A 19,079-nucleotide genomic window follows, 5' to 3' on the forward strand; every position below is an offset into this window, starting at 1 on the left:
TCAGAACTGGAAATAGATGAAGGCGCTCTCCGGCCCCGCCTCCAGATAGGCGAGCGCGACCAGCGCACCGTAGACATAGGGCTCCCACCGCGTCAGCGCGGTCTCGAACAGCGATGCGATGCGCATATGCTGCAGCAGGACCGGCAGCGCGTAGAGCAGCGCAAGATTGTAGAACAATTTGGGCGGATTCGGATTCGTGGTGGGCGAGAACATGCCGGTGAGATAGGCGAGCGCATGCTCGAAATTCGGCAGCTTGAAGAAGATCCAGGCCATGGTGACGCAGAAGAACACCACCCCCATCCGCAGGACCCGCAGCGGCACCGAATCGATCGCCTGCAGCAGATGCAGGAACGGCCGCTCGATCACGAGAAACAATCCGTGCAGCAGGCCCCACGCCAGATAGCTGAAGCCCGCACCGTGCCAGAGGCCGCCGAGCCCCATCACGATCATCAGGTTGAGATAGGTCCTGACACGTCCGTACCGGTTTCCGCCTAAGGGAATGTAGAGATAGGCGCGCAGCCAGGTCGACAGCGAGATGTGCCAGCGCGTCCAGAATTCCGAGAACGACACGGACGTGTAGGGCAGGTCGAAATTGATCGGCAGGCGATAGCCGAACAGCAGCGCCAGCCCGATCGCGATCGCCGAATAGCCGAAGAAGTCGGCATAGATCTGGTAGCTGTAGAGGAAAACGAGCAGCCAGCGGTCCTGCGTCTGCAGCGTCTCGTAGAGCGGGAAGTCCATATAGGCCGTCATCTCGTTGAGATTGTTGGCCACGTAGAGCTTGAAGAAGAAACCCGCGATGATCCATTTCGCAGCTTCCACGAACGGTACGTCCGCAAGCTGCTTCGGCTGTATCTGCGGCATGAACATGCCGGCGCGCGTGATCGGCCCGGAGACGAGCTGCGGAAAGAAGATGATGTAGAGGAAGACGTCGGCAAGAGGTGGCCGCAATGCCTTGCTGCGCGTCAGGTCGACCAGGAGGCTGATATTATGGAAGACGAAAAAGGAAATGCCGATCGGCAGTGGCAGCTTCAGGAGGAAGTCGATCGCCGCATTGTCGACCAGCGCCGGCGCCTTCGGATCGAGGAACAGGAATTTGTATTTGAAGAAGGCAAGCAGCGCGAGGTTGAAGACGATGCCGACCGGCAGCCAGCGGCGGTCATCGAGCGAGAGCGCCAGGAACAGATAGGTGCCGCCGACCGCGACCGCGAGCAGCGGCAGCAATTCGGGCTGGCCGTATCCATAGAAGAACAGGCTCGCAACGACCAGAAGCTGGACCTGAAACCGCCGGAGCGGCGGGAGGTAGTAGGCGACGAATACGATCGCGGCAAACAAGCCGAATTGCCACGACGTGAAAGTCATGTTCCGGGGGCCTCGCAGGAACCTTGAAACCCATGCCATGCCCCATCGGCAATTCTCAAGTCAAGCCGCGAAACGCCGGCGCCCTCGCCCGCGACACATCCGCGGACATACAAGCGGCGGATTTTTGCTATCATCAAGCCACGAAATCAGGAGTCCTATCATGAGCTGGCTTCCCTCCAACGATCCGATCCTCGGCGACCCCAAGACCTGCGACGCGCTGGAGCTCGTCATCGTGCCGCGCACGCGCGATCTCGGCGACGGTTTTGCCGTGCGGCGCGCGCTGCCGCATGGCAAGCGGCAGATGGTCGGCCCTTTCATCTTCTTCGATCATTTCGGGCCGATGCAGTTTCTCGCCGGCAAGGGCATGGACGTGCGGCCGCATCCGCATATCGGACTTGCCACCGTCACCTATCTGTTCGACGGCAGCATCATGCACCGCGACAGCGAGGGCAACATCCAGGAGATCCAGCCCGGCGCGATGAACCTGATGACCGCGGGCCGCGGCATCGCCCATTCCGAGCGCACGCCCGACGTGCAGCGCCGCGACGGCCAGAAGATGCTGGGCCTGCAGAGCTGGATCGCGCTGCCTCAGGCCAGAGAGGAGATCGCCCCGTCGTTCCAGCATTATGCCGCCGGCGACCTGCCGATGATCACCGAGCGCGGCTTCACCGCGCGCGTCATCGCGGGCTCATCATTCGGCATCTCCTCGCCGGTCGAGATGGTCTCGCCCTGGTTCTACACCGAGGTCACGGCGGAGGCCGGCACCAGCGTGCCGCTCGACCCCGATCACGAGGAGCGCGCGATCTATCTCGTTGATGGCGAAGTCGAGATCGCCAACGAACGCTATGAAGGCCCGCGCCTGCTGATCTTCCGGCCCGGTGACCGCATCACCGTGAAGGCGCTGCAGCCGACGCGGATGATGTTCCTGGGCGGCGACGCGCTGGAAGGCCCGCGGCACATCTGGTGGAATTTCGTCTCCTCCAGCAAGGAGCGGATCGAGCAGGCCAAACAGGACTGGAAAACCGGACGTTTCGCAGCCGTCCCACAGGAACATGAGTTCATTCCGCTGCCGGAGTGAGCTATCTCCCCTTCGCCGCTCGCAATCTCGCGGGCGACTGAGTTGAAGGTCTGACCGATGAATGCGATGCGCGCCAGCGACCTGCCCTTGCCACGGATCGGCCGCGGCAAGGTCCGCGATGTCTATGCCGTCGGCGACGACCGCGTGCTTCTCCTCACCACCGATCGCATCTCGGCGTTCGACGTGGTGATGGCCGAGACCATCCCGATGAAGGGCGCGGTGCTGACCCAGATCAGCGCATGGTGGTTTCGCCAGCTCGAGAGCACCGTGCCGCATCACATGATCAGTGCCGATGCCGACGAGATCATCCGCGAGGTGCCCGCGCTGAAGGACCATCGCGACGAGATCGCAGGCCGCGCGATGCTGTGCCGGCGCACCACCGTGTTCCCGATCGAATGCGTGATCCGCGGCTACATCTCGGGCTCGGCCTGGAAGGAATATGCCGCCCACGGCACGCTCGCCGGCGAAAAGCTGCCGGCCGGCCTGGTCGAAAGCGCCAAGCTCGAGCCTGCGATCTTCAGCCCGGCGACCAAGGCCGAGACCGGGCATGACGAGAACATCACGGTGGCCCGCGTGCGCGAGATCGTCGGCCACGACGTCGCCGACACGCTGGAACGGATGGCGCGCGCGGTCTATGCCTATGGCGAAGAGGTGAGCCGCGAGCGCGGCATCATCATCGCCGACACCAAGTTCGAATTCGGCCGCGACCGGGACGGACGGATCATCCTGATCGACGAGGTGATGACGCCGGACTCGTCGCGCTTCTGGGCGGTCGATGTCTACAAGACCGGCCAGCCGCAGCCGAGCTTCGACAAGCAGCCCTTGCGCGATTATCTCGAAACGGAGCGCCGCGCCGGCCGCTGGAACGGTGATGCTCCAGCGCCGCCATTGCCGGCAAGCGTGGTGGAGGCGACCAGCAAGCGCTACCTGGAGGCCTATCGGCGCGTGACCGGCAGCGAATTGAAGATCTAACCTCCCGTCATTTCGAGCGGAGTGCCGGTGGTGGGCACGCTACGCTTTGCCCACCATCCGCGACCACAGGCCGTGATGAGGGACTACACCCCCGCCATCATCACGTATTTGATCTCGACATATTCTTCCATGCCGTGATGCGAACCTTCGCGCCCCAAGCCGCTCTCCTTGACGCCGCCGAACGGCGCGACTTCGGTCGTGATCAGGCCGGTGTTGACACCGACCATGCCTGATTCCAGCGCCTCCGCGACTCGCCACACCCGCCCGAGGTCGCGCGAATAGAAGTACGACGCGAGGCCGAACGGCGATTTGTTGCACATCGCGATCACGTCGGCTTCATCCTTGAAGCGGATCACCGGCGCGAGCGGACCGAACGTCTCCTCCTGCGAGACAAGCGCATCCGCCTTGACGTCGGACAGCACCGTCGGCTCGAAGAAGGTGCGGCCGAGCGAAGAGCGCTTGCCGCCGGTGACGATCTTGGCGCCGCCCTTCACCGCGTCGGCGATGTGCCGCTCGACCTTCTCGATCGCTTCCATGTTGATCAGCGGCCCCTGCACCACGCCCTGCTCGGTGCCGTCGCCGATCTTCATCGCCGCAACCTTCTTGGAGAGCTTCTGCACGAACTCGTCGTAGATCTTGTCCTGGGCATAGAGGCGGTTGGCGCAGACGCAGGTCTGGCCCATGTTGCGGTATTTCGAGACGATCGCGCCCTCGACCGCGGCATCGATGTCGGCATCGTCGAACACGACGAAGGGCGCGTTGCCGCCGAGTTCCAGCCCGAGCTTCTTCACGCCGACCGACGCCTGCCGGTACAGGATCTTGCCGACCTCGGTCGAGCCGGTGAAGCCGACGAAGCGCACCGCAGGGTGCTCGCACAGCACCTTGCCGATCGGCGGCGCATCGCCGGTGATGATGTTGAACACGCCCTTCGGCACGCCGGCCTTCTCGGCGAGCGCCGCCAGCGCCAGCGCCGACAGCGGCGTTTCGTTGGCGGGCTTCAGCACCACGGTGCAGCCCGCGGCGAGCGCCGGCGAAACCTTGCGGGTGATCATCGAGTTCGGGAAGTTCCACGGCGTGATCGCACCGCAGACACCGATCGGCTGCTTGATCGCGAGCAGCCGCGCATCCGGCCGCTGGGTCGGGATGGTCTCGCCATAGACCCGGCGGGCCTCCTCGGCAAAGAACTCGACATAGGCGCCGCCGATATCGACCTCGCCGAGCGCCTCGGCCAGCGGCTTGCCCTGTTCCGAGGTCAGGATCAGCGCCAGATCCTCGCGGTTGGCGATGATCAGCTCGAACCATTTGCGCAGGATGTTGGAACGCTGCTTGGCCGTCAGCTTGGCCCAGGCCGGGAACGCGCGTTCCGCAGCCTCGACCGCCCTGGTGGCGTCATCGGCGCTCATCTGCGGGATCTTCACCAGTTCGGCGCCGGTGGCCGGATTATTGACCGAGAAAACCGGGGTACCGACCCAGGCGCCATCAATGTAGCAGCGGTCGCGCAGCAGCGAGGGGTCTTTCAGGCGATCGCGAAGCGACGTCGCTGAGGGCTCTGAAGCGCGTGCGGCAGCGGGCGGATTCATGGCGTTACTCCTGCAATTTTCTGGGCGTATCGCCCAAACATAGGTCGAAACCGGGCGCAATGCATCGTCTCCTGACAGCGGACGCGTCAAGCGATTTTGTGGGGGGTGCGGGAGCAGCTAGAGCGTTTTCAAGCGAAGTGGACCCCGTTTCGCGTGAAGAAAACGCGTCCAAACATGGATCTAGAGCTTCGGTTCTGATTAATCAGACCGAAGCTCTAGGCCGCGCCGTGCAGATAGGTTTCGCGACGCCCGATCATGCGCTCCGCCGCCCCTTGGCATCGGCCTTCGAAGACGTTGCGCAGGTGCGGTATTCGAGCTCCGGCAACTTGGCCGGGTCAGGGCGACCGAACCACGACCTGGGCGCGACCTGCAGCAGCGCCAGCGCCTGTGCGACATTGTCGACCGCTTCGAAGGAATGCAGCGCGCCGGTGCCGGCGTAGCGGACCTCGTAGAGGCCGGGGCTGATTGGCGCTTCGATGTTCTCGCCGCGGCCGGGCCGGGGATACCGTTTCCACTCACTCCAGGTCGAGATCATCGCCACACCCTTAAGTCACTCCGAAAGCAACCATTTGCTTCAAAACATTCAGTCCAGAAGCACTTTTGCGCTGGAATCTGAATGCGTTATTCACAAAATCATTGACGGGTATCAATACCAAGTCACGTTGTCGTGGACGGTTCCTGGTCGTCGTCGAGACCGCTCCCCAGCCGCCGCGAGATTTACGAGGCCGCCGCTGCTGCATTTTGAAATCAAAATCCCCGAACCACCGGCTTGCAGGACGCGCTGCGCGGTAAGAAGATCGCGGTCCCCAACGATAAAACGGAGGCGACCCCATGCAGAGCAAAGCTCAGATCGATCAGATTCTGCGTCAGAAATGCGAGGCGAAGGAAATTCCCGGCGTGGTCGCGATTGCCGCGACCGGCAACGAAGTCATCTACGAGAACGCGTTCGGCAAACGCGACCTCGGCAAAGACGATGCCATGACGACGGACAGCGTGTTCTGGATCGCCTCGATGACCAAGGCGGTGACGAGCGCGGGCGCGATGCAGCTCGTCGAGCAGGGCAAGCTCTCGCTGGATGAGCCGATCGGCAAGGTGCTGCCTGATCTCGCTTCGCCGCAGGTGCTCGAAGGTTTCGACGCCGTTGGCGAGCCCAGGCTGCGGCCGGCGAGGACGCCGATCACGCTGCGCCACCTGATGACCCATACCGCGGGCTTCTGCTACGGCATATGGAACAGCGATGCCGTGAAATACCTGGAGAAGCACGGGCTGCCCGCCATCACCACCTGCAAGAACGACGCGTTGAAGGCGCCGCTGATGTCGGATCCCGGCACACGCTGGGAATATGGCATCAACATCGATTTCATCGGCAAGGCCGTTGAAGCGGCGAGCGGCAAACGGCTCGACGCCTATTTGCGCGACCATCTGTTCGCGCCGCTCGGCATGAGTGACACCGGCTTCAAGATCACCGATGCCATGCGCCGCCGCCTGGTCGGCATGCATGCCCGGACTCCCGACGGCACGCTCGCGCCGATCCCGTTCGAACTGGAACAGGAGCCGGAATTCCACATGGGCGGCGGCGGCCTCTACTCGACCGCGGGCGACTACATCAAGTTCACGCGGATGATCCTCAACAAGGGCCGCGGCAACGGCAACCAGGTGCTGAAGCCGGAGACCGTGGCGCTGATGGGCCAGAACCACATGGGCGATCTCAACGTCACCAAGATGGTTTCGGCCGATCTCACGTTGTCCAACGACGTCGATCTCTATCCCGACATGGACAAGAAGTGGGGCCTGAGCTTCCTCATCAACACCTTGAAGACGCCGGAGGGACGCAGCGCGAACAGCCTCGCCTGGGCGGGCCTCGCCAACACCTATTACTGGATCGATCCGACCCGCGACGTCACCGGCGTGATCCTGATGCAGCTCTTGCCGTTCGGCGACGGCAAATGCCTGGAGGCCTTCGCCGGCTTCGAGCGCGGCGTCTATGCCGGGCTGGATGTCGGCAGCGGCCAGAAGGCGGCCTGATGACGTAGGGCGGATTAGCTTTTCGCCTTCGCCGATCGCGAGGGCGAAACGCGTAATCCGCCCGCTCGCCACATCTGCCCTGCCTTGAACCGAACCACGGATCTGGCGGATTAAGAAGACCACCAGCCCTTTCACGGCCTCTGCGGGATGTTCAATCCACGCTGCACTGCGTGCCGCGCGAGGCCGCGCTCGAGCCAGGCTGGCACTTCTTGAAGACTGTCGAACTCGACGAGTTCGCGCGCCTCATAGAACCCGATCAGGTTGCGCACCCAGCCAAGCATCGAAATGTCGGCGATGGTATATTCATCGTCCATGATCCACTCGCGCCCGGCGAGATGCGTTTCCATGACGCCCAGCAGGCGTTTGGATTCGTCGACGTACCGCTGAAGTGGACGCTTGTCCTCGTATTCACGGCCTGCGAATTTGTTGAAGAAGCCGAGCTGGCCAAACATCGGTCCGATCCCACCAATCTGGAAATGCACCCACTGGATAGTCGTGTAGCGGCGAGCTGCGTTGCTCGGCAAAAGCTTGCCGGTCTTCTCCGCCAAATATTGCAGGATGGCGCCGGATTCGAACAAAGGCAGCGGCTGACCATCCGGACCGTTTGGATCGAGAATCGCGGGAATCTTGCCGTTGGGATTGAGCGAAAGAAATTCGGGCGTGTGCTGGTCGCCCTTGTTGAAGTCGACCAGATGCACTTCGTAAGATAGTCCGATCTCCTCCAGCATAATCGACACCTTCACGCCGTTGGGTGTCGGCAGCGAATAGAGTTGCAGGCGATCCGGGTATTTCGCAGGCCAGCGCTGTGTGATCGGGAAATCAGCAAATTTTGGCATCTCTGAACTCGCTCTTACGGGTCGATTACATGTTTAGAGGTGGTAAGCATCACAGCGGAGTGAATTCAGGGCATGACGGTTCAGCTGAGCCACGGAGTATTGCGTATCCGAACGCACGCGTTTGGCTTGCGAAATGTGGGGTCGTGATCTTCGATGTAATCGACATTGACTGTGCCGAACGTGGTCTGGGGCTTCTTCAAGGCCGAACACGTCTGAACCTGAATGAACTCATTCTTGAAATCACCACGAGGAAACGCGGCAATGACCTGGTCGCGCTGCTCTCGCGTATAGTCGTCATATCCAATGCCGACGACGTCCACCAGAACGCCCGCGTTCGTGAGCGCTATTTCTGGCCGCATGTATTGAGGGATACCTGGCGTGGTATGTAAGGCGATTGCTTCCCACACCAGATCCGCTTTCGGATCAGGGATGCCATGGCTCTTGAGGAATTCGCGGGCTGCGTCGGCCCCATCGACTTCAAACCGCTTCGTGTCGGTGTGGTAAGAGTGGACAAGACCCAGATCGTGAAACAGCGCCGCGACGTAAAGCAGTTCAGAATCGAATTTCAGGTTCTGGCGGATTCCCTTCATCGCACCGAACACAAACACGCGAACCGAGTGGTTGAACAACAACTCGGTTTCATGGTGTCGCACGAGTTCGGCGGCCTGGCGTGCGATCTTGCTATCGGGGATCTTAACGCCAGAAATAACATCGGCCATTGTTGAACTCCGTCTCTGTATCTGTGCTGCTGGTTACAGGAAATAGATCGGACCGCCCTGATCATAAAACAGTACCAAGATTGCCAATTTTGACTGTACCATCGCGCGATGGCCGTCCTCCCCATCCAAGTTGATCGTGCCAGAAGGACACCACTGGCTGCCCAGATCTATCGTGCGATCCGAGAGAGCATCGAGAACGGGCGGCTCGCTACCGGCGCGCGGTTGCCCTCCTGGCGCGATCTGGCCGCTCAGCTCGGCGTCTCCCGCGGCACCGTGCGTGTGGCCTACGAACGTCTCGTCGCGGAGCAATTCGCGATCGGTCTCGGGTCGGCAGGAACTCGTGTCGCGGAGCGCCCATCCCGATCCTCAACGCCTGACTGGTCGCCGGAAGCGCCGCCTCTACCGGACCTCTTTTATGAGTTCGGAAGCGCACCGCGGGCATTTCAGATGGGCGTCCCCTCTCAAGACGCCTTTCCGTTCAAGCTGTGGTCGCGCATCCTGACTCGTGAGACCCGAGTGGTTGCGGCAGCGCCGGTGACGTATCCGGATCCGCGCGGCGATCCGGAGTTGCGAAAGGAAATCGCGGCTTACTTGGGGCTGGCCCGCGGAATTCGGTGCAGCCCCTCTCAGGTGCTCATAACGGGCGGATTCTCCGGCGCACTCGGTTTGGCGATTCGCGGTCTTCAGCTTGAAAGGATGGGAGCTTGGATCGAGGATCCAGGCTTTCCGCTCACTCGCACCGCCCTCGGTCTCGCCGGCATTGGCGTGACAGCTGTTCGGGTCGATGCAGAAGGACTTGATGTTGCCGCTGGGGTCAAGACCGCCGGAGGAGCGGCGTTGGCAGTTGTAACACCAGGCCAGCAGGCGCCGCTTGGGATGACGATGTCGCTGCCGCGCCGGCTTGCACTGATCGCCTGGGCTCGACAGAACGACGCCTGGATCATCGAGGACGACTACCTGAGCGAGCTGCAGCTGAAAGGACGCGCGGCCCCGGCCCTTGCATCTCTGGATCATGGAGGCCGGGTGCTGCACATCGGCAGTTTCAGCAAAACGATCAGCCCGGGCCTGCGCCTTGGATTTGTGGTCGTTCCGCCGGAACTCGGGCGTCGGTTCGGCGAGCTCGCTGCTTGTTTGGCGCCGGCGCCGGCTGCGGCCGTGCAGCGCGCCGTGGCGGAATTCCTGCGGGACGGGCACTATCTTCGCCATCTGCGCCGCATGAAGCGGCTCTACGCCGCCCGACGGGAGACCCTGCTCCGTTACCTGGGAGAGATGGCGCCCGACGCGATCAAGGTGCAAGCAACCGCCGGTCTGGCAGTGGTTCTCTTGCTTCCCGAGTTTGCGGCAGACGTGGCCATCGCTTCGCGCGCCCTACAGTTCGGCTTGGCGCCGGCACCGCTGTCACCGTGGTACATGCAGTCTTCCCGACAGCAGGGATTACTGCTCGGCGTGACCAACCTCGATGAACGGCGGCTGCCGGCGGACTGTCGTCGGCTGTTGGAATTGGCGCGATTGCATTGCGAATGAATTCGATGCGACGTCTCTCGATGGTACATTGAGAGTTGCCGATCTTGGTACTGTTCCCGATCAGCCTGCCCCCTACCTCTGAACGGTAGCACCGGTTGAGGCGAGCCGGCTGCCGGATCAATGGCCGATGCTGGTTTTTCAAGCTGACCCGCGTCTTGGTAGAGAGTCCAAAAAATGGCAAACACCCCCGTCGACGATGCGTCCCAAGCTTCTGCTCGCTGCTCCATGGCGGCATGGCGAGTACACGAATTCGGACCGCCGGAAGTGATGATTTTGGATCGGGTTCCGAGGCCAGTGCCTGGTCCGGGCGAGGTCCTTGTCGCTGTTCACGCAGCCGGAGTCGGTCCCTGGGACGGGTGGATCAGGGCCGGCAAGAGCGCGTTGCCGCAGCCTCTTCCTCTTACGCTCGGCTCCGATCTGTCCGGAACAGTCGCGGCCGTTGCAGCTGGCACTTCCGGCATCGCTGTCGGAGATCAGGTTTTCGGAGTGACCAACAGCCAGTTCCTTGGTGCTTACGCAGAATACGCCGTGGCTTCTGCCGGGATGCTCGCGAAGAAACCAGGCTCGCTGAGCTATGCCGAAGCGGCTTCCGTTCCCGTCGTTGCGGTCACCGCATGGCAAGCCTTGTTCGATCACGCTCGCCTCGAAGCCGGGCAGACGGTCGTCATTCACGGAGCTGCGGGAAACGTCGGAGCCTACGCGGTTCAGCTCGCTCGTCGCGCTCGCCTGCGTTCAATCGCCACCGCGGGGGCCAAAGACGTCGAGTACGTGCGGTCCCTCGGTGCCGACAGAGTATTGGACTATCACACGCAACACTTCGAGGAAGAGGTGAAGGATGCGGACGCGGTACTGGATCTCGTCGGAGGCGACACGCAAATACGCTCTTTTCAGGTTCTTCGCCGGGGCGGCAGGCTGATCTCCGCTGTGTCCCAGCCCGATCAAGACCGCGCAAAGCACCATGGGGTCACCGCAGCCTTCTTCCTGGTGGAAGTGACCACGGAGCGTCTGCGCAAAATTGCCGATCTCATTGATCGCGGTGAACTGAAAACCCGCGTCGGCGCAGTTCTTCCTTTTGCCGCTGCGCGAGAAGCCCATATGATGTTGGAAGGCCAGCGACCGTCGCCGAAAGGGAAGATCATTCTCGATGTGGGGAGCTCGGGCGAAGTCACCGCGCCGACCTGAGTTGGAGCTAACCATGAGTGTGGCGGCGAGCTGGCGGACTCGTTATTGGGTCAATCCGCCTGCTTCTGCTCTCAGGGCTCACCACGACTACCGCCGTCATTCCGGGATGCGCCATGAGGCGCAGGCCCGGAATCCATTGGGCCGCATGCGCGAGCGGAGAAATGGATTCCGGGCTCGTCCTTCGGTCGGCCCGGAATGACGAGTTGCGTTCGTGGAAATTTCCTCAATCCAATCAACCTGATTTGCCCTGTCCAGCCCTCCCGCGAAAAACATTCCGCTTCCGTCGTCGGGCAAATCAGTGATTTAACTCCGCGCGTCTCACCCAAATGAGGGGCGGCTCGCGATCGTCACGAACGTGCGGTGAGATGCGGTGGACGTGACGGGTGTGACTGACGAGCACACACATCACGGACGGCGAAGTCGTGTGGTTCTGGCGCCCCGACGCTGGCGCTAAGTTCTGTTCGTTGAACGGAGCGACGGTGGCAAGAAAGCCCGGTCACCGAGAAGAGCACGAAGTAAGCCGTAAACCACTGCGCAGGGAAAGCCGGTGTTGCTCCGGTTGACCTGTGGTCCTACCCCCGTGTTTTTTGTTGCACGGGGCCCACGGGTGCGACCGGCACCCGGCTTTCCCTGCGCCCTCACTTCAATGAGAGGGTGGAAAGTGAAGCAAAGCTCGGACGCAACGCGCCGCGAGAATGCAAATTCATATCCTCTCCTCACACTCCACCGTCATGCCCCGCCAACGGGGCGGCCGTTCGGCCGACCCGGTGGCGGACGATGCCAGCGGAGAAGCTGTTTGACATTTGAATCAGTATCTCTTCCCCGGTCGTCCCGGCCTTGCCGCGCCGCGGCGAAGTCTTGGCGTAGCCGGGAGCCGGGACCCATAACCACAGGCGTTTATATTGTGCCCCGTTGCAACCACTTGCTCTGGCCACAACAGCTCCCTGTGGTTGTTAATCCCCGCCTTCGCGGGGACGACACCGGTGTGCGGCGTGAGAGCAGCTCAAACCGGCAAGCGGTTCTGCTGCGCCAGCTCCTTCAGCGACGTCTGCGGTCTTGCGCCGATGTGTTGAATCACTTCCGCGGCCGCAAGCGCGCCGAGCCGGCCGGCGTTTTCATAGCCGGCATCGCGAACCAGCCCGAACATGAAACCGGCGGCGAAGAGATCGCCGGCGCCGGTCGTATCCACCAGTTGCTCGATCGGGAACGCCGGCACGGCGGTGACGCCGTCCTTCGATGCCACCACGCAACCCTTCTCGCTGCGGGTGACGACGCCAAGCTTGGCATCGATACGGAACTGCTTCAGCGCGCTGTCGAAATCAGCGGTCTGATACAGCGAGCGCAGCTCGGCTTCGTTGGCGAAGACCAGATCCACCGTGCCCTTGCGCATCAATTCGAGAAATTCGTCGCGGTAGCGATCGACACAAAACGAGTCGGACAAGGTCAGCGCGACCTGGCGGCCCGCGCCATGCGCGATTCCTGCAGCCTTGACGAAGGCCTGCTTGGCGCTGGCGGGATCCCAGAGATAGCCTTCGAGATAGACGATCCGGGACGCCGCGACCTGCGCTTCATCGATATCGGCCGGCGTCAGATCCTGCGCGGCGCCGAGATAGGTGTTCATGGTGCGCTCGCCATCCCCCGTCACCAGGATATAGGAGCAGCCGGTGGCGGGGCCATCGGCGGCAGGCCTGGTCTCGAATGCAACGCCAGCGGCGCGGATGTCGTGGGCATAGAGCCGGCCGATCTGATCGTCCTTGATCTTGCCGACATAGGCCGCGCGGGCGCCGAAATTGGCGACGCCGACGATGGTATTGGCCGCCGAGCCTCCGGACATCTCGGTCGCCGGGCCCATGTCCTGGTAGATCGCGCCGGCGCGGGCTTCGTCGATCAGCGACATACTGCCCTTGGTCATGCCGTGACGGCTGAGGAACGCTTCGTCTGTTCTGACCAGGACGTCGAAAATCGCGTTGCCGATCCCGAGAACGTCATATTTTGCGTCGGCCATTATCCATCCTTCTGGCGATTGCGAAGGTTGCGCCCTATCAGATCAACATGGCGCCAGCAAGCCAAGTGGCTGTTATATAGAAGTCATATGATCCGCTCCTTCCTCACCGTCTCATCGGGAACGCTGGCCTCACGGCTGCTTGGATTTGCCCGCGATTCCATCATCGCGGCGCTGCTTGGCGCTGGCGCCGTGGCCGACGCGTTCCTGGTTGCCTTCCAAATGGTCAATGTGGTGAGGCGGCTGCTGACCGAGGGCGCGCTGAATGCCGCGCTGATACCCGCCTGGTTGCGCCTGCGTGAGACGGAAGGCGCGGCCGCCGCCGCGGCCTTCGCCGGCCGCGTGCTTGGCACCATCAGCGCCGCGCTGATCGTGGCTTCCCTTGTGATCGGCCTGCTGATGCCGCTGGTGATTGCGGCGCTGGCGCCGGGATTTGTCGGCCGCGAAACGCTGGAGCTTGCGGTCAACAATGCGCGGCTGATGCTGCCCTATCTCGCCTTCGCAGGACCGGTCACCGTGATGATGGGGCTGTTGAACGCGCAGGCACGATTTGCGCTCACCGCATTCTCGCCGCTGCTGTTCAACATCGCGCTGATCGCGGTGATGGCCGTGCTGCTGGTATGGCGAGGAGATGCGGCGCATGCCGCGCTGATCGTCGCTGCGACGGTTGGCGTCGCCGGACTGCTGCAATTGTCGATCCTGGTGCTGCGCGGCGGCAACGCCGCATCGCCGCTCCGCATCTCCTTCGACAAGGACATGCGCGGTTTTCTCGGCAAGGCGATTCCCGGCATGATCGCAAGCAGTGCGCCGCAATGGCTGATGGTGGCGGGCGCGGTGATCGCCTCCGCCTCGCCGTCGGCGGTCTCCTGGCTTTATTTCGCCAACCGCCTGGTCGAACTGCCGCTTGGCATTGTCGGTGTCGCCATGGGCACGGTGCTGATCCCGGAAATGACCCGCGCGCTGCACAGCGGCGACCGCGGCTCAATCGCGCACGCCGAATCGCGCGGGCTGGAGCTGGCGGTTGGCCTCGCGCTGCCGGCGACGCTTGGCCTCATCGTCTTGAGCGATCCGATCGTGCGGATGCTGTTCGAGCATGGGGCATTCGCCGCGCACGACGCCACGGCCACCGCGCATGCGCTGACCTGGCTTGCGCTCGGCCTGCCCGCGCATGTGCTGGTGAAAGCGCTGTCGCCCGCCTTCTTCGCCCGCGAGGATACAAGCACGCCGCTGCTTGGGGCTCTGGCCGCCATCCTGGTGGCGATCGTGGCGGCGTTCCTGCTCCGTCACTCTTTCGGAACGCGCGGCATCGCGGCCGGCATCACGCTCGGGGCCTGGAGCAACGCGCTCTATTTGATCAGGAAGGGCGGAGCGACGTTCGGCTTCTCGATTGATGCGCAGGCGCGCGATCGGCTGCCGCGCATCTGCCTGGCGGCGCTCGCGATGGGCGCGCTGCTCTGGCTTGCCGAGGGACTTGCGCCGCTGGCGGCCGGATCACGCGGGCCGGCGCAGGCCATGGTGCTGCTCGTGGTGGTTTTCGCCGCCATGGCGAGCTACGGCCTGTTCTTGAAGCTGTTCGGCGTGATCGGCTGGCGCGAGGCGGTCGCCGCGATCAGGCAAAACCGTGCCGCCTGACTTGCGCGGATAGCACCAAAATGGCAAACGAGCCCGCCAAAGTGGCACTTTCCGGGAATTGAGACCATGGCGTTCGTGGAACGGGTTTTTTCAGGCGTCCAGCCGACGGGCAATCTGCACCTCGGCAATTACCTCGGCGCCATCGTCAACTTCGTCAAGCTGCAGGACACGCACAACTGCATCTACTGCGTCGTCGACATGCACGCGATCACCCAGGGCGTGGACGTCTGGGGCGGCCCGGCGGAACTGGCGCGCAACACCCGCGAGGTGACTGCGGCGTTCATTGCGAGCGGCATCGACCCGAAGAAGCACATCGTCTTCAATCAGAGCCAGATCGCCGGCCATGCCGAGCTTGCCTGGATCTTCAACTGCGTCGCGCGCATCGGCTGGCTGAACCGGATGACGCAGTTCAAGGAGAAGGCCGGCAAGGACCGCGAGAACGCGTCGGTCGGTCTCTACGACTATCCGGTGCTGATGGCGGCCGACATCCTGCTCTATCGCGCCACCCATGTGCCCGTAGGTGAGGACCAGAAGCAGCATCTCGAACTGTCGCGCGACATCGCGCAGAAGTTCAATAACGACTTCGGCGACTCGATCCGCGGCCACGGCTTTGCCGACGGCCTGTTCTTCCCACTGCCCGAGCCCCTGATCACCGGCCCGGCGACGCGCGTGATGAGCCTGCGCGACGGCACCAAGAAGATGTCGAAGTCGGAACCCTCGGACAATTCGCGCATCAACCTGACCGACGATGCCGACACCATTGCGCAGAAGATCCGCAAGGCCAAGACCGATCCGGAGCCGTTGCCGTCAGAGGAAAAGGGCCTGGAGGCACGGCCCGAAGCCGACAATCTCGTCGGCATCTATGCGGCGCTCGCCGGCATCACCAAACAGGAGGTGCTGAAGGATTTCGGCGGCGGCCAGTTCTCCAGCTTCAAGAACGCGCTGGTGGACGTTTGCGTTGCGAAACTGTCGCCAATCGCGGCCGAAATGAAGCGGCTGGTCGCCGATCCCGGCCATGTCGATCAGATCCTGGTCGACGGCGCCAACCGCGCCCGCGTGATCGCCGATGAAACCATGCGCGCCACGAAGGACGTCGTCGGCTTCATCCGGCAGCGTTAGGCGATCAACATCGATTGCGCCCTCTCCCAAAAGGAGAGGGAGTGTGTCACCATATGTTGCTTGGCAATAATGCACCGGGACATGCATGACCACCCAGCGACGAAGCTACGAATCTGGTCACAAGCCAAAATGTCTTGTCATCGTTGACGACAGCGCCGAATGGGACCGCGCCGTCTACTACGCCAGCCGCTGGGCGATCCGGGTCGGCGGCGGCGTCGTGATGCTGCGCGTCATCGAGACCGAGGACCAGAACCAGCAATGGCTCGGGGTCGCCGACATCATGCGCGCGGAGGCCGAGGAGGCCGCCAACGAGGCGCTCGACCGCGCGGCAGGGCGCGCCAATGGCATTGCCGCGATCACGCCCGAGCGGGTGATTCGCGAGGGCGACCCGACCGAGCAGGTCCTCGACGTCATCGACAAGGACGAGGACATCTCGATCCTGGTGCTGGCGGCCAATCCGGGAGCCGAGGGCCCGGGCCCGCTCATCACCACCATGGCCAAGATCATGGGCGCGTTCCCGATTCCCGTCACCATCGTGCCCGGCGGCCTGACCGACGAAGAGATCGATTCGCTGTCGTAACTCGTTGATTAATCGCCGGAACCGGCGGTTCCCGCCTTGATCCGTGCGTTCGCCGTCGCCATCTGCTAAGGGAACCTCACGCGCCGGCCTTGAACCGGCGACGCCGGAGAAAACAAATGTTCATCCAGACCGAAGCTACCCCCAATCCCGCCACGCTGAAGTTCATTCCGGGCCGTACCGTGCTCGCCAGCGGCACCATGGAATTTGCGAGCCCCGAAGCCGCCATCCGCTCGCCGCTTGCCGAACGGCTGTTCGCCGTGCCCGGCGTCACCGGCGTGTTCTATGGCTCCGACTTCGTCACCGTGACCAAGGCCGACGGCGACTGGCAGCATCTGAAGCCCGCGATCCTCGGCGCGATCATGGAGCATTATATGTCCGGCGCGCCGCTGCTCGCGGATGGCAGTGCCGAAAATGACGAGGCGCTCGACGAGGACGGCGAGTTCTTCGATGAGGAAGACGCCGAGACGGTCGAGCAGATCAAGGATCTGATCGAGACGCGGGTGCGGCCGGCAGTTGCCAATGACGGCGGCGACATCACCTTCCGCGGCTTCAAGGACGGCGTCGTCTATCTCAACATGAAGGGCGCCTGCTCCGGCTGCCCGTCCTCGACGGCGACGCTGCAGCACGGCATCCAGAATCTGTTGCGGCACTTTGTCCCCGACGTGGTCGAAGTCCGCCCGATGTGAGGAGCGCGAAGAGTGCGTAGCGAATGGCGAATAAGGATCGCATCTGACCATCCGTTCGCCACTCGCCATTCGCCATTCGCCCCATGATCATTCTCGCCATCGACACCGCGCTCGACGCCTGCTCCGCCGCGGTGTTCGATACCACCGCCAGCAAGGCGATCGCGCTGCAATCGCAACCGATGAAGCGCGGACACGCCGAAGCGCTGATGCCGTTGATTGCGCGGGTGATGAAGGAGAGCGGCATCGCCTTCGGCTCGCTCGATCGCATTGCCGTCACCACCGGTCCCGGCAGCTTCACCGGACTGCGCGTCGGCTTGTCGGCGGCGCGCGGCATCGCGCTGGCGGCCGGTAAACCCGTCGTCGGCGTCACCACGCTGACGGCCTATGCCGCGCCTGTCGTTGCCGAGAACGGCGAGCAGCCGATCATCTCCGCGATCGATGCGCGGCACGATCATGTCTATTTCCAGGTGGTGGGCGGCGACGGCAGTCCGCTGGTCAAGCCGAAGGTGGCGCCGATCGCACACGCGATCGAGGCCGCGCAGCTTGGCGCGCCGCCGCATCTGGTCGGCAACGCCGCAAAAATCCTCGCGGACCGCTGGCCGGCGGAGATGGCGCCACCGTTCAAGGTCGATTCAGAGGTCGCGCCCGATATCACCTGGGTCGCCTGGGTCGGCGCGGCCGTCGATCCCGAAACGGCGCCGCCGCGGCCGTTCTATCTGCGTGCGCCGGACGCAAAGCCGCCGGCCAACCCGCCGCTCGACGTCCCGCAACCGACAGCGTCATGATGGCCTGGCTTTCCGAGTGGCTGGGCCGCGGCACGCCGGCGGTCGAGCCCGCGACTGTGCACGACGTACCGCGGCTTGCGCAGTTGCATGGCGCCTCGTTTCATCGCGGCTGGGGCGAAGGCGAGTTCGAGGCGATGCTCGGCGAGCGCAACACGCTGGTGCATCGGCTGCGGCTCGGGCGCAAGATCATCGGCTTTGCGGTCTCGCGGATCGGAGCGGATGAAGCTGAAATCCTGTCGATCGCGATCGATGCTGGTCAGCGCGGCAGAGGGCTGTCGCGTAACCTGTTGCTGACGCATCTCGGCCATCTCGCCGGCCGCGGCGTTCGCACTGTTTTCCTTGAAGTGGAGGAAAACAACCAGCCCGCCAGGCGGCTCTATGAACGGGCCGGATTTGCCGTCGTCGGTCGTCGCGAACGCTATTACAAGCAGCCCGGCGGGGAACATTTGAATGCGCTTCTGATGCGGCGTGACTTGTCGTAACATGCGGGCAGTGGCAAAACAGTGCCGCCCTGCCCTTCAAGGCTGAAGAAACATGGCTCCGCTAAAATCCCCGTCTGCGATCAAGAATTCCGGCATCGAGGCGCGCTGCGCCGCGACCGGCATGCGCATGACCGAGCAGCGCCGCGTCATCGCACGCGTGTTGGCCGAATCCATGGATCACCCTGATGTCGAGGAGCTTTACCGGCGCTGCGTCGCGGTCGACGACAAGATCTCGATCTCGACCGTCTACCGCACCGTCAAATTGTTCGAGGATGCCGGCATCATCGAGCGCCACGACTTTCGCGAGGGCCGCGCGCGCTATGAGCAGATGCCGGACAGCCACCACGACCACCTGATCAATTTGCGCGACGGCAAGGTGATCGAATTCACCTCCGAAGAGATCGAGAAGCTGCAGGCGGAGATCGCGCGCAAGCTCGGCTACAAGCTGGTCGACCACCGGCTGGAGTTGTATTGCGTTCCGCTGGACGAAGATAAGTCGTAACATAGCGTTTTCG

General features: G+C 63.0%; 17 protein-coding genes and 1 pseudogene. 12 read left to right on the top strand and 6 right to left on the bottom strand.

The window, feature by feature from the left end; genetic code table 11:
* A complete protein-coding gene (locus I6F35_RS23385; protein WP_225120012.1) occupies positions 1-1,362 on the bottom strand; it encodes an MBOAT family O-acyltransferase in 1,362 nt (453 codons plus the stop codon).
* A 160-nt stretch (positions 1,363-1,522) separates the two neighbouring features.
* Here I6F35_RS23385 and I6F35_RS23390 point away from each other — a divergent pair, with 160 nt between their 5' ends.
* Together I6F35_RS23390 and I6F35_RS23395 are read left to right on the top strand one after the other, a co-directional pair.
* A complete protein-coding gene (locus I6F35_RS23390) occupies positions 1,523-2,440 on the top strand; it encodes a pirin family protein (RefSeq protein ID WP_225120013.1) in 918 nt (305 codons plus the stop codon).
* A 57-nt stretch (positions 2,441-2,497) separates the two neighbouring features.
* Entirely contained in the window at positions 2,498-3,412 is a 915-nt protein-coding gene (locus tag I6F35_RS23395; protein WP_225120014.1) for a phosphoribosylaminoimidazolesuccinocarboxamide synthase, read from the top strand.
* Between the two features lie 83 nt (positions 3,413-3,495).
* Here the strand turns inward: I6F35_RS23395 and I6F35_RS23400 are convergent, their stop codons facing one another.
* Both I6F35_RS23400 and I6F35_RS23405 read right to left on the bottom strand, forming a co-directional pair.
* Complete coding sequence (locus tag I6F35_RS23400; RefSeq protein ID WP_225120015.1) at positions 3,496-4,992, bottom strand: NAD-dependent succinate-semialdehyde dehydrogenase; 1,497 nt, start codon at positions 4,990-4,992, stop codon at positions 3,496-3,498.
* Between the two features lie 215 nt (positions 4,993-5,207).
* A pseudogene (locus I6F35_RS23405) lies at positions 5,208-5,527 on the bottom strand (hypothetical protein).
* A 296-nt stretch (positions 5,528-5,823) separates the two neighbouring features.
* Here I6F35_RS23405 and I6F35_RS23410 point away from each other — a divergent pair.
* On the top strand, positions 5,824-7,017 hold the full coding sequence (locus tag I6F35_RS23410) for a serine hydrolase domain-containing protein (RefSeq protein WP_225120016.1): 1,194 nt from the start codon (positions 5,824-5,826) through the stop codon (positions 7,015-7,017).
* A 131-nt stretch (positions 7,018-7,148) separates the two neighbouring features.
* Here the strand turns inward: I6F35_RS23410 and I6F35_RS23415 are convergent, their stop codons facing one another.
* Positions 7,149-7,853 (bottom strand): glutathione S-transferase N-terminal domain-containing protein, encoded by a 705-nt coding sequence (locus I6F35_RS23415; RefSeq protein ID WP_225120017.1) that lies wholly within the window; start codon positions 7,851-7,853, stop codon positions 7,149-7,151.
* Positions 7,854-7,933: 80 nt separating this feature from the next.
* Entirely contained in the window at positions 7,934-8,572 is a 639-nt protein-coding gene (locus I6F35_RS23420) for an HD domain-containing protein (RefSeq protein WP_225120018.1), read from the bottom strand.
* A 108-nt stretch (positions 8,573-8,680) separates the two neighbouring features.
* Between I6F35_RS23420 and I6F35_RS23425 the strand changes: the two genes are divergently transcribed.
* Both I6F35_RS23425 and I6F35_RS23430 read left to right on the top strand, forming a co-directional pair.
* Positions 8,681-10,096, top strand: a complete 1,416-nt coding sequence (locus I6F35_RS23425; protein WP_225120019.1) for a PLP-dependent aminotransferase family protein — start codon at positions 8,681-8,683, stop codon at positions 10,094-10,096.
* Between the two features lie 225 nt (positions 10,097-10,321).
* Positions 10,322-11,278 (top strand): NADP-dependent oxidoreductase, encoded by a 957-nt coding sequence (locus I6F35_RS23430; RefSeq protein ID WP_225120085.1) that lies wholly within the window; start codon positions 10,322-10,324, stop codon positions 11,276-11,278.
* Between the two features lie 1,003 nt (positions 11,279-12,281).
* Here the strand turns inward: I6F35_RS23430 and I6F35_RS23435 are convergent.
* Positions 12,282-13,283 (bottom strand): adenosine kinase, encoded by a 1,002-nt coding sequence (locus I6F35_RS23435; RefSeq protein WP_225120020.1) that lies wholly within the window; start codon positions 13,281-13,283, stop codon positions 12,282-12,284.
* Positions 13,284-13,370: 87 nt separating this feature from the next.
* Here I6F35_RS23435 and murJ point away from each other — a divergent pair, with 87 nt between their 5' ends.
* From murJ to I6F35_RS23470, 7 genes are all read left to right on the top strand, one after another.
* On the top strand, positions 13,371-14,912 hold the full coding sequence (murJ, locus tag I6F35_RS23440) for a murein biosynthesis integral membrane protein MurJ (protein ID WP_225120021.1): 1,542 nt from the start codon (positions 13,371-13,373) through the stop codon (positions 14,910-14,912).
* Between the two features lie 66 nt (positions 14,913-14,978).
* On the top strand, positions 14,979-16,031 hold the full coding sequence (gene trpS, locus I6F35_RS23445) for a tryptophan--tRNA ligase (RefSeq protein ID WP_225120022.1): 1,053 nt from the start codon (positions 14,979-14,981) through the stop codon (positions 16,029-16,031).
* Between the two features lie 85 nt (positions 16,032-16,116).
* Positions 16,117-16,611 carry a universal stress protein gene (locus tag I6F35_RS23450; protein ID WP_225120023.1) on the top strand — a complete coding sequence of 165 codons (495 nt, stop codon included), beginning with the start codon at positions 16,117-16,119 and terminating at the stop codon, positions 16,609-16,611.
* 116 nt (positions 16,612-16,727) lie between these two features.
* The gene (locus tag I6F35_RS23455) at positions 16,728-17,297 is read left to right on the top strand and encodes a NifU family protein (protein WP_225120024.1); all 570 of its coding nucleotides are present in this window, start codon (positions 16,728-16,730) and stop codon (positions 17,295-17,297) included.
* Positions 17,298-17,380: 83 nt separating this feature from the next.
* Positions 17,381-18,082, top strand: a complete 702-nt coding sequence (gene tsaB, locus I6F35_RS23460) for a tRNA (adenosine(37)-N6)-threonylcarbamoyltransferase complex dimerization subunit type 1 TsaB (protein WP_225120025.1) — start codon at positions 17,381-17,383, stop codon at positions 18,080-18,082.
* Positions 18,079-18,564: a ribosomal protein S18-alanine N-acetyltransferase gene (gene rimI, locus I6F35_RS23465; RefSeq protein WP_225120026.1), complete on the top strand. Its 486-nt coding sequence runs from the start codon at positions 18,079-18,081 to the stop codon at positions 18,562-18,564. The genes tsaB and rimI overlap by 4 nt, the downstream gene beginning before the upstream one ends.
* Positions 18,565-18,616: 52 nt before the next feature.
* Positions 18,617-19,066 (top strand): Fur family transcriptional regulator, encoded by a 450-nt coding sequence (locus I6F35_RS23470; protein ID WP_225120027.1) that lies wholly within the window; start codon positions 18,617-18,619, stop codon positions 19,064-19,066.
* Positions 19,067-19,079 lie beyond the last annotated feature (13 nt).

The sequence above is a fragment of the Bradyrhizobium sp. BRP22 genome (assembly GCF_020194175.1).
Lineage (GTDB): Bacteria > Pseudomonadota > Alphaproteobacteria > Rhizobiales > Xanthobacteraceae > Bradyrhizobium.

Excerpts from the sequence above, each read along its gene's own strand:
- murJ (WP_225120021.1), top strand. The coding sequence starts at position 13,371 with ATGATCCGCTCCTTCCTCACCGTCTCATCGGGAACGCTGGCCTCACGG.
- I6F35_RS23425 (WP_225120019.1), top strand. The coding sequence starts at position 8,681 with ATGGCCGTCCTCCCCATCCAAGTTGATCGTGCCAGAAGGACACCACTG.
- I6F35_RS23400 (WP_225120015.1), bottom strand. The coding sequence starts at position 4,992 with ATGAATCCGCCCGCTGCCGCACGCGCTTCAGAGCCCTCAGCGACGTCG.
- I6F35_RS23420 (WP_225120018.1), bottom strand. The coding sequence starts at position 8,572 with ATGGCCGATGTTATTTCTGGCGTTAAGATCCCCGATAGCAAGATCGCA.
- rimI (WP_225120026.1), top strand. The coding sequence starts at position 18,079 with ATGATGGCCTGGCTTTCCGAGTGGCTGGGCCGCGGCACGCCGGCGGTC.
- I6F35_RS23470 (WP_225120027.1), top strand. The coding sequence starts at position 18,617 with ATGGCTCCGCTAAAATCCCCGTCTGCGATCAAGAATTCCGGCATCGAG.
- I6F35_RS23430 (WP_225120085.1), top strand. The coding sequence starts at position 10,322 with ATGGCGGCATGGCGAGTACACGAATTCGGACCGCCGGAAGTGATGATT.
- I6F35_RS23395 (WP_225120014.1), top strand. The coding sequence starts at position 2,498 with ATGAATGCGATGCGCGCCAGCGACCTGCCCTTGCCACGGATCGGCCGC.
- I6F35_RS23410 (WP_225120016.1), top strand. The coding sequence starts at position 5,824 with ATGCAGAGCAAAGCTCAGATCGATCAGATTCTGCGTCAGAAATGCGAG.
- trpS (WP_225120022.1), top strand. The coding sequence starts at position 14,979 with ATGGCGTTCGTGGAACGGGTTTTTTCAGGCGTCCAGCCGACGGGCAAT.
- I6F35_RS23435 (WP_225120020.1), bottom strand. The coding sequence starts at position 13,283 with ATGGCCGACGCAAAATATGACGTTCTCGGGATCGGCAACGCGATTTTC.
- I6F35_RS23390 (WP_225120013.1), top strand. The coding sequence starts at position 1,523 with ATGAGCTGGCTTCCCTCCAACGATCCGATCCTCGGCGACCCCAAGACC.
- I6F35_RS23455 (WP_225120024.1), top strand. The coding sequence starts at position 16,728 with ATGTTCATCCAGACCGAAGCTACCCCCAATCCCGCCACGCTGAAGTTC.
- I6F35_RS23450 (WP_225120023.1), top strand. The coding sequence starts at position 16,117 with ATGACCACCCAGCGACGAAGCTACGAATCTGGTCACAAGCCAAAATGT.
- tsaB (WP_225120025.1), top strand. The coding sequence starts at position 17,381 with ATGATCATTCTCGCCATCGACACCGCGCTCGACGCCTGCTCCGCCGCG.
- I6F35_RS23415 (WP_225120017.1), bottom strand. The coding sequence starts at position 7,853 with ATGCCAAAATTTGCTGATTTCCCGATCACACAGCGCTGGCCTGCGAAA.
- I6F35_RS23385 (WP_225120012.1), bottom strand. The coding sequence starts at position 1,362 with ATGACTTTCACGTCGTGGCAATTCGGCTTGTTTGCCGCGATCGTATTC.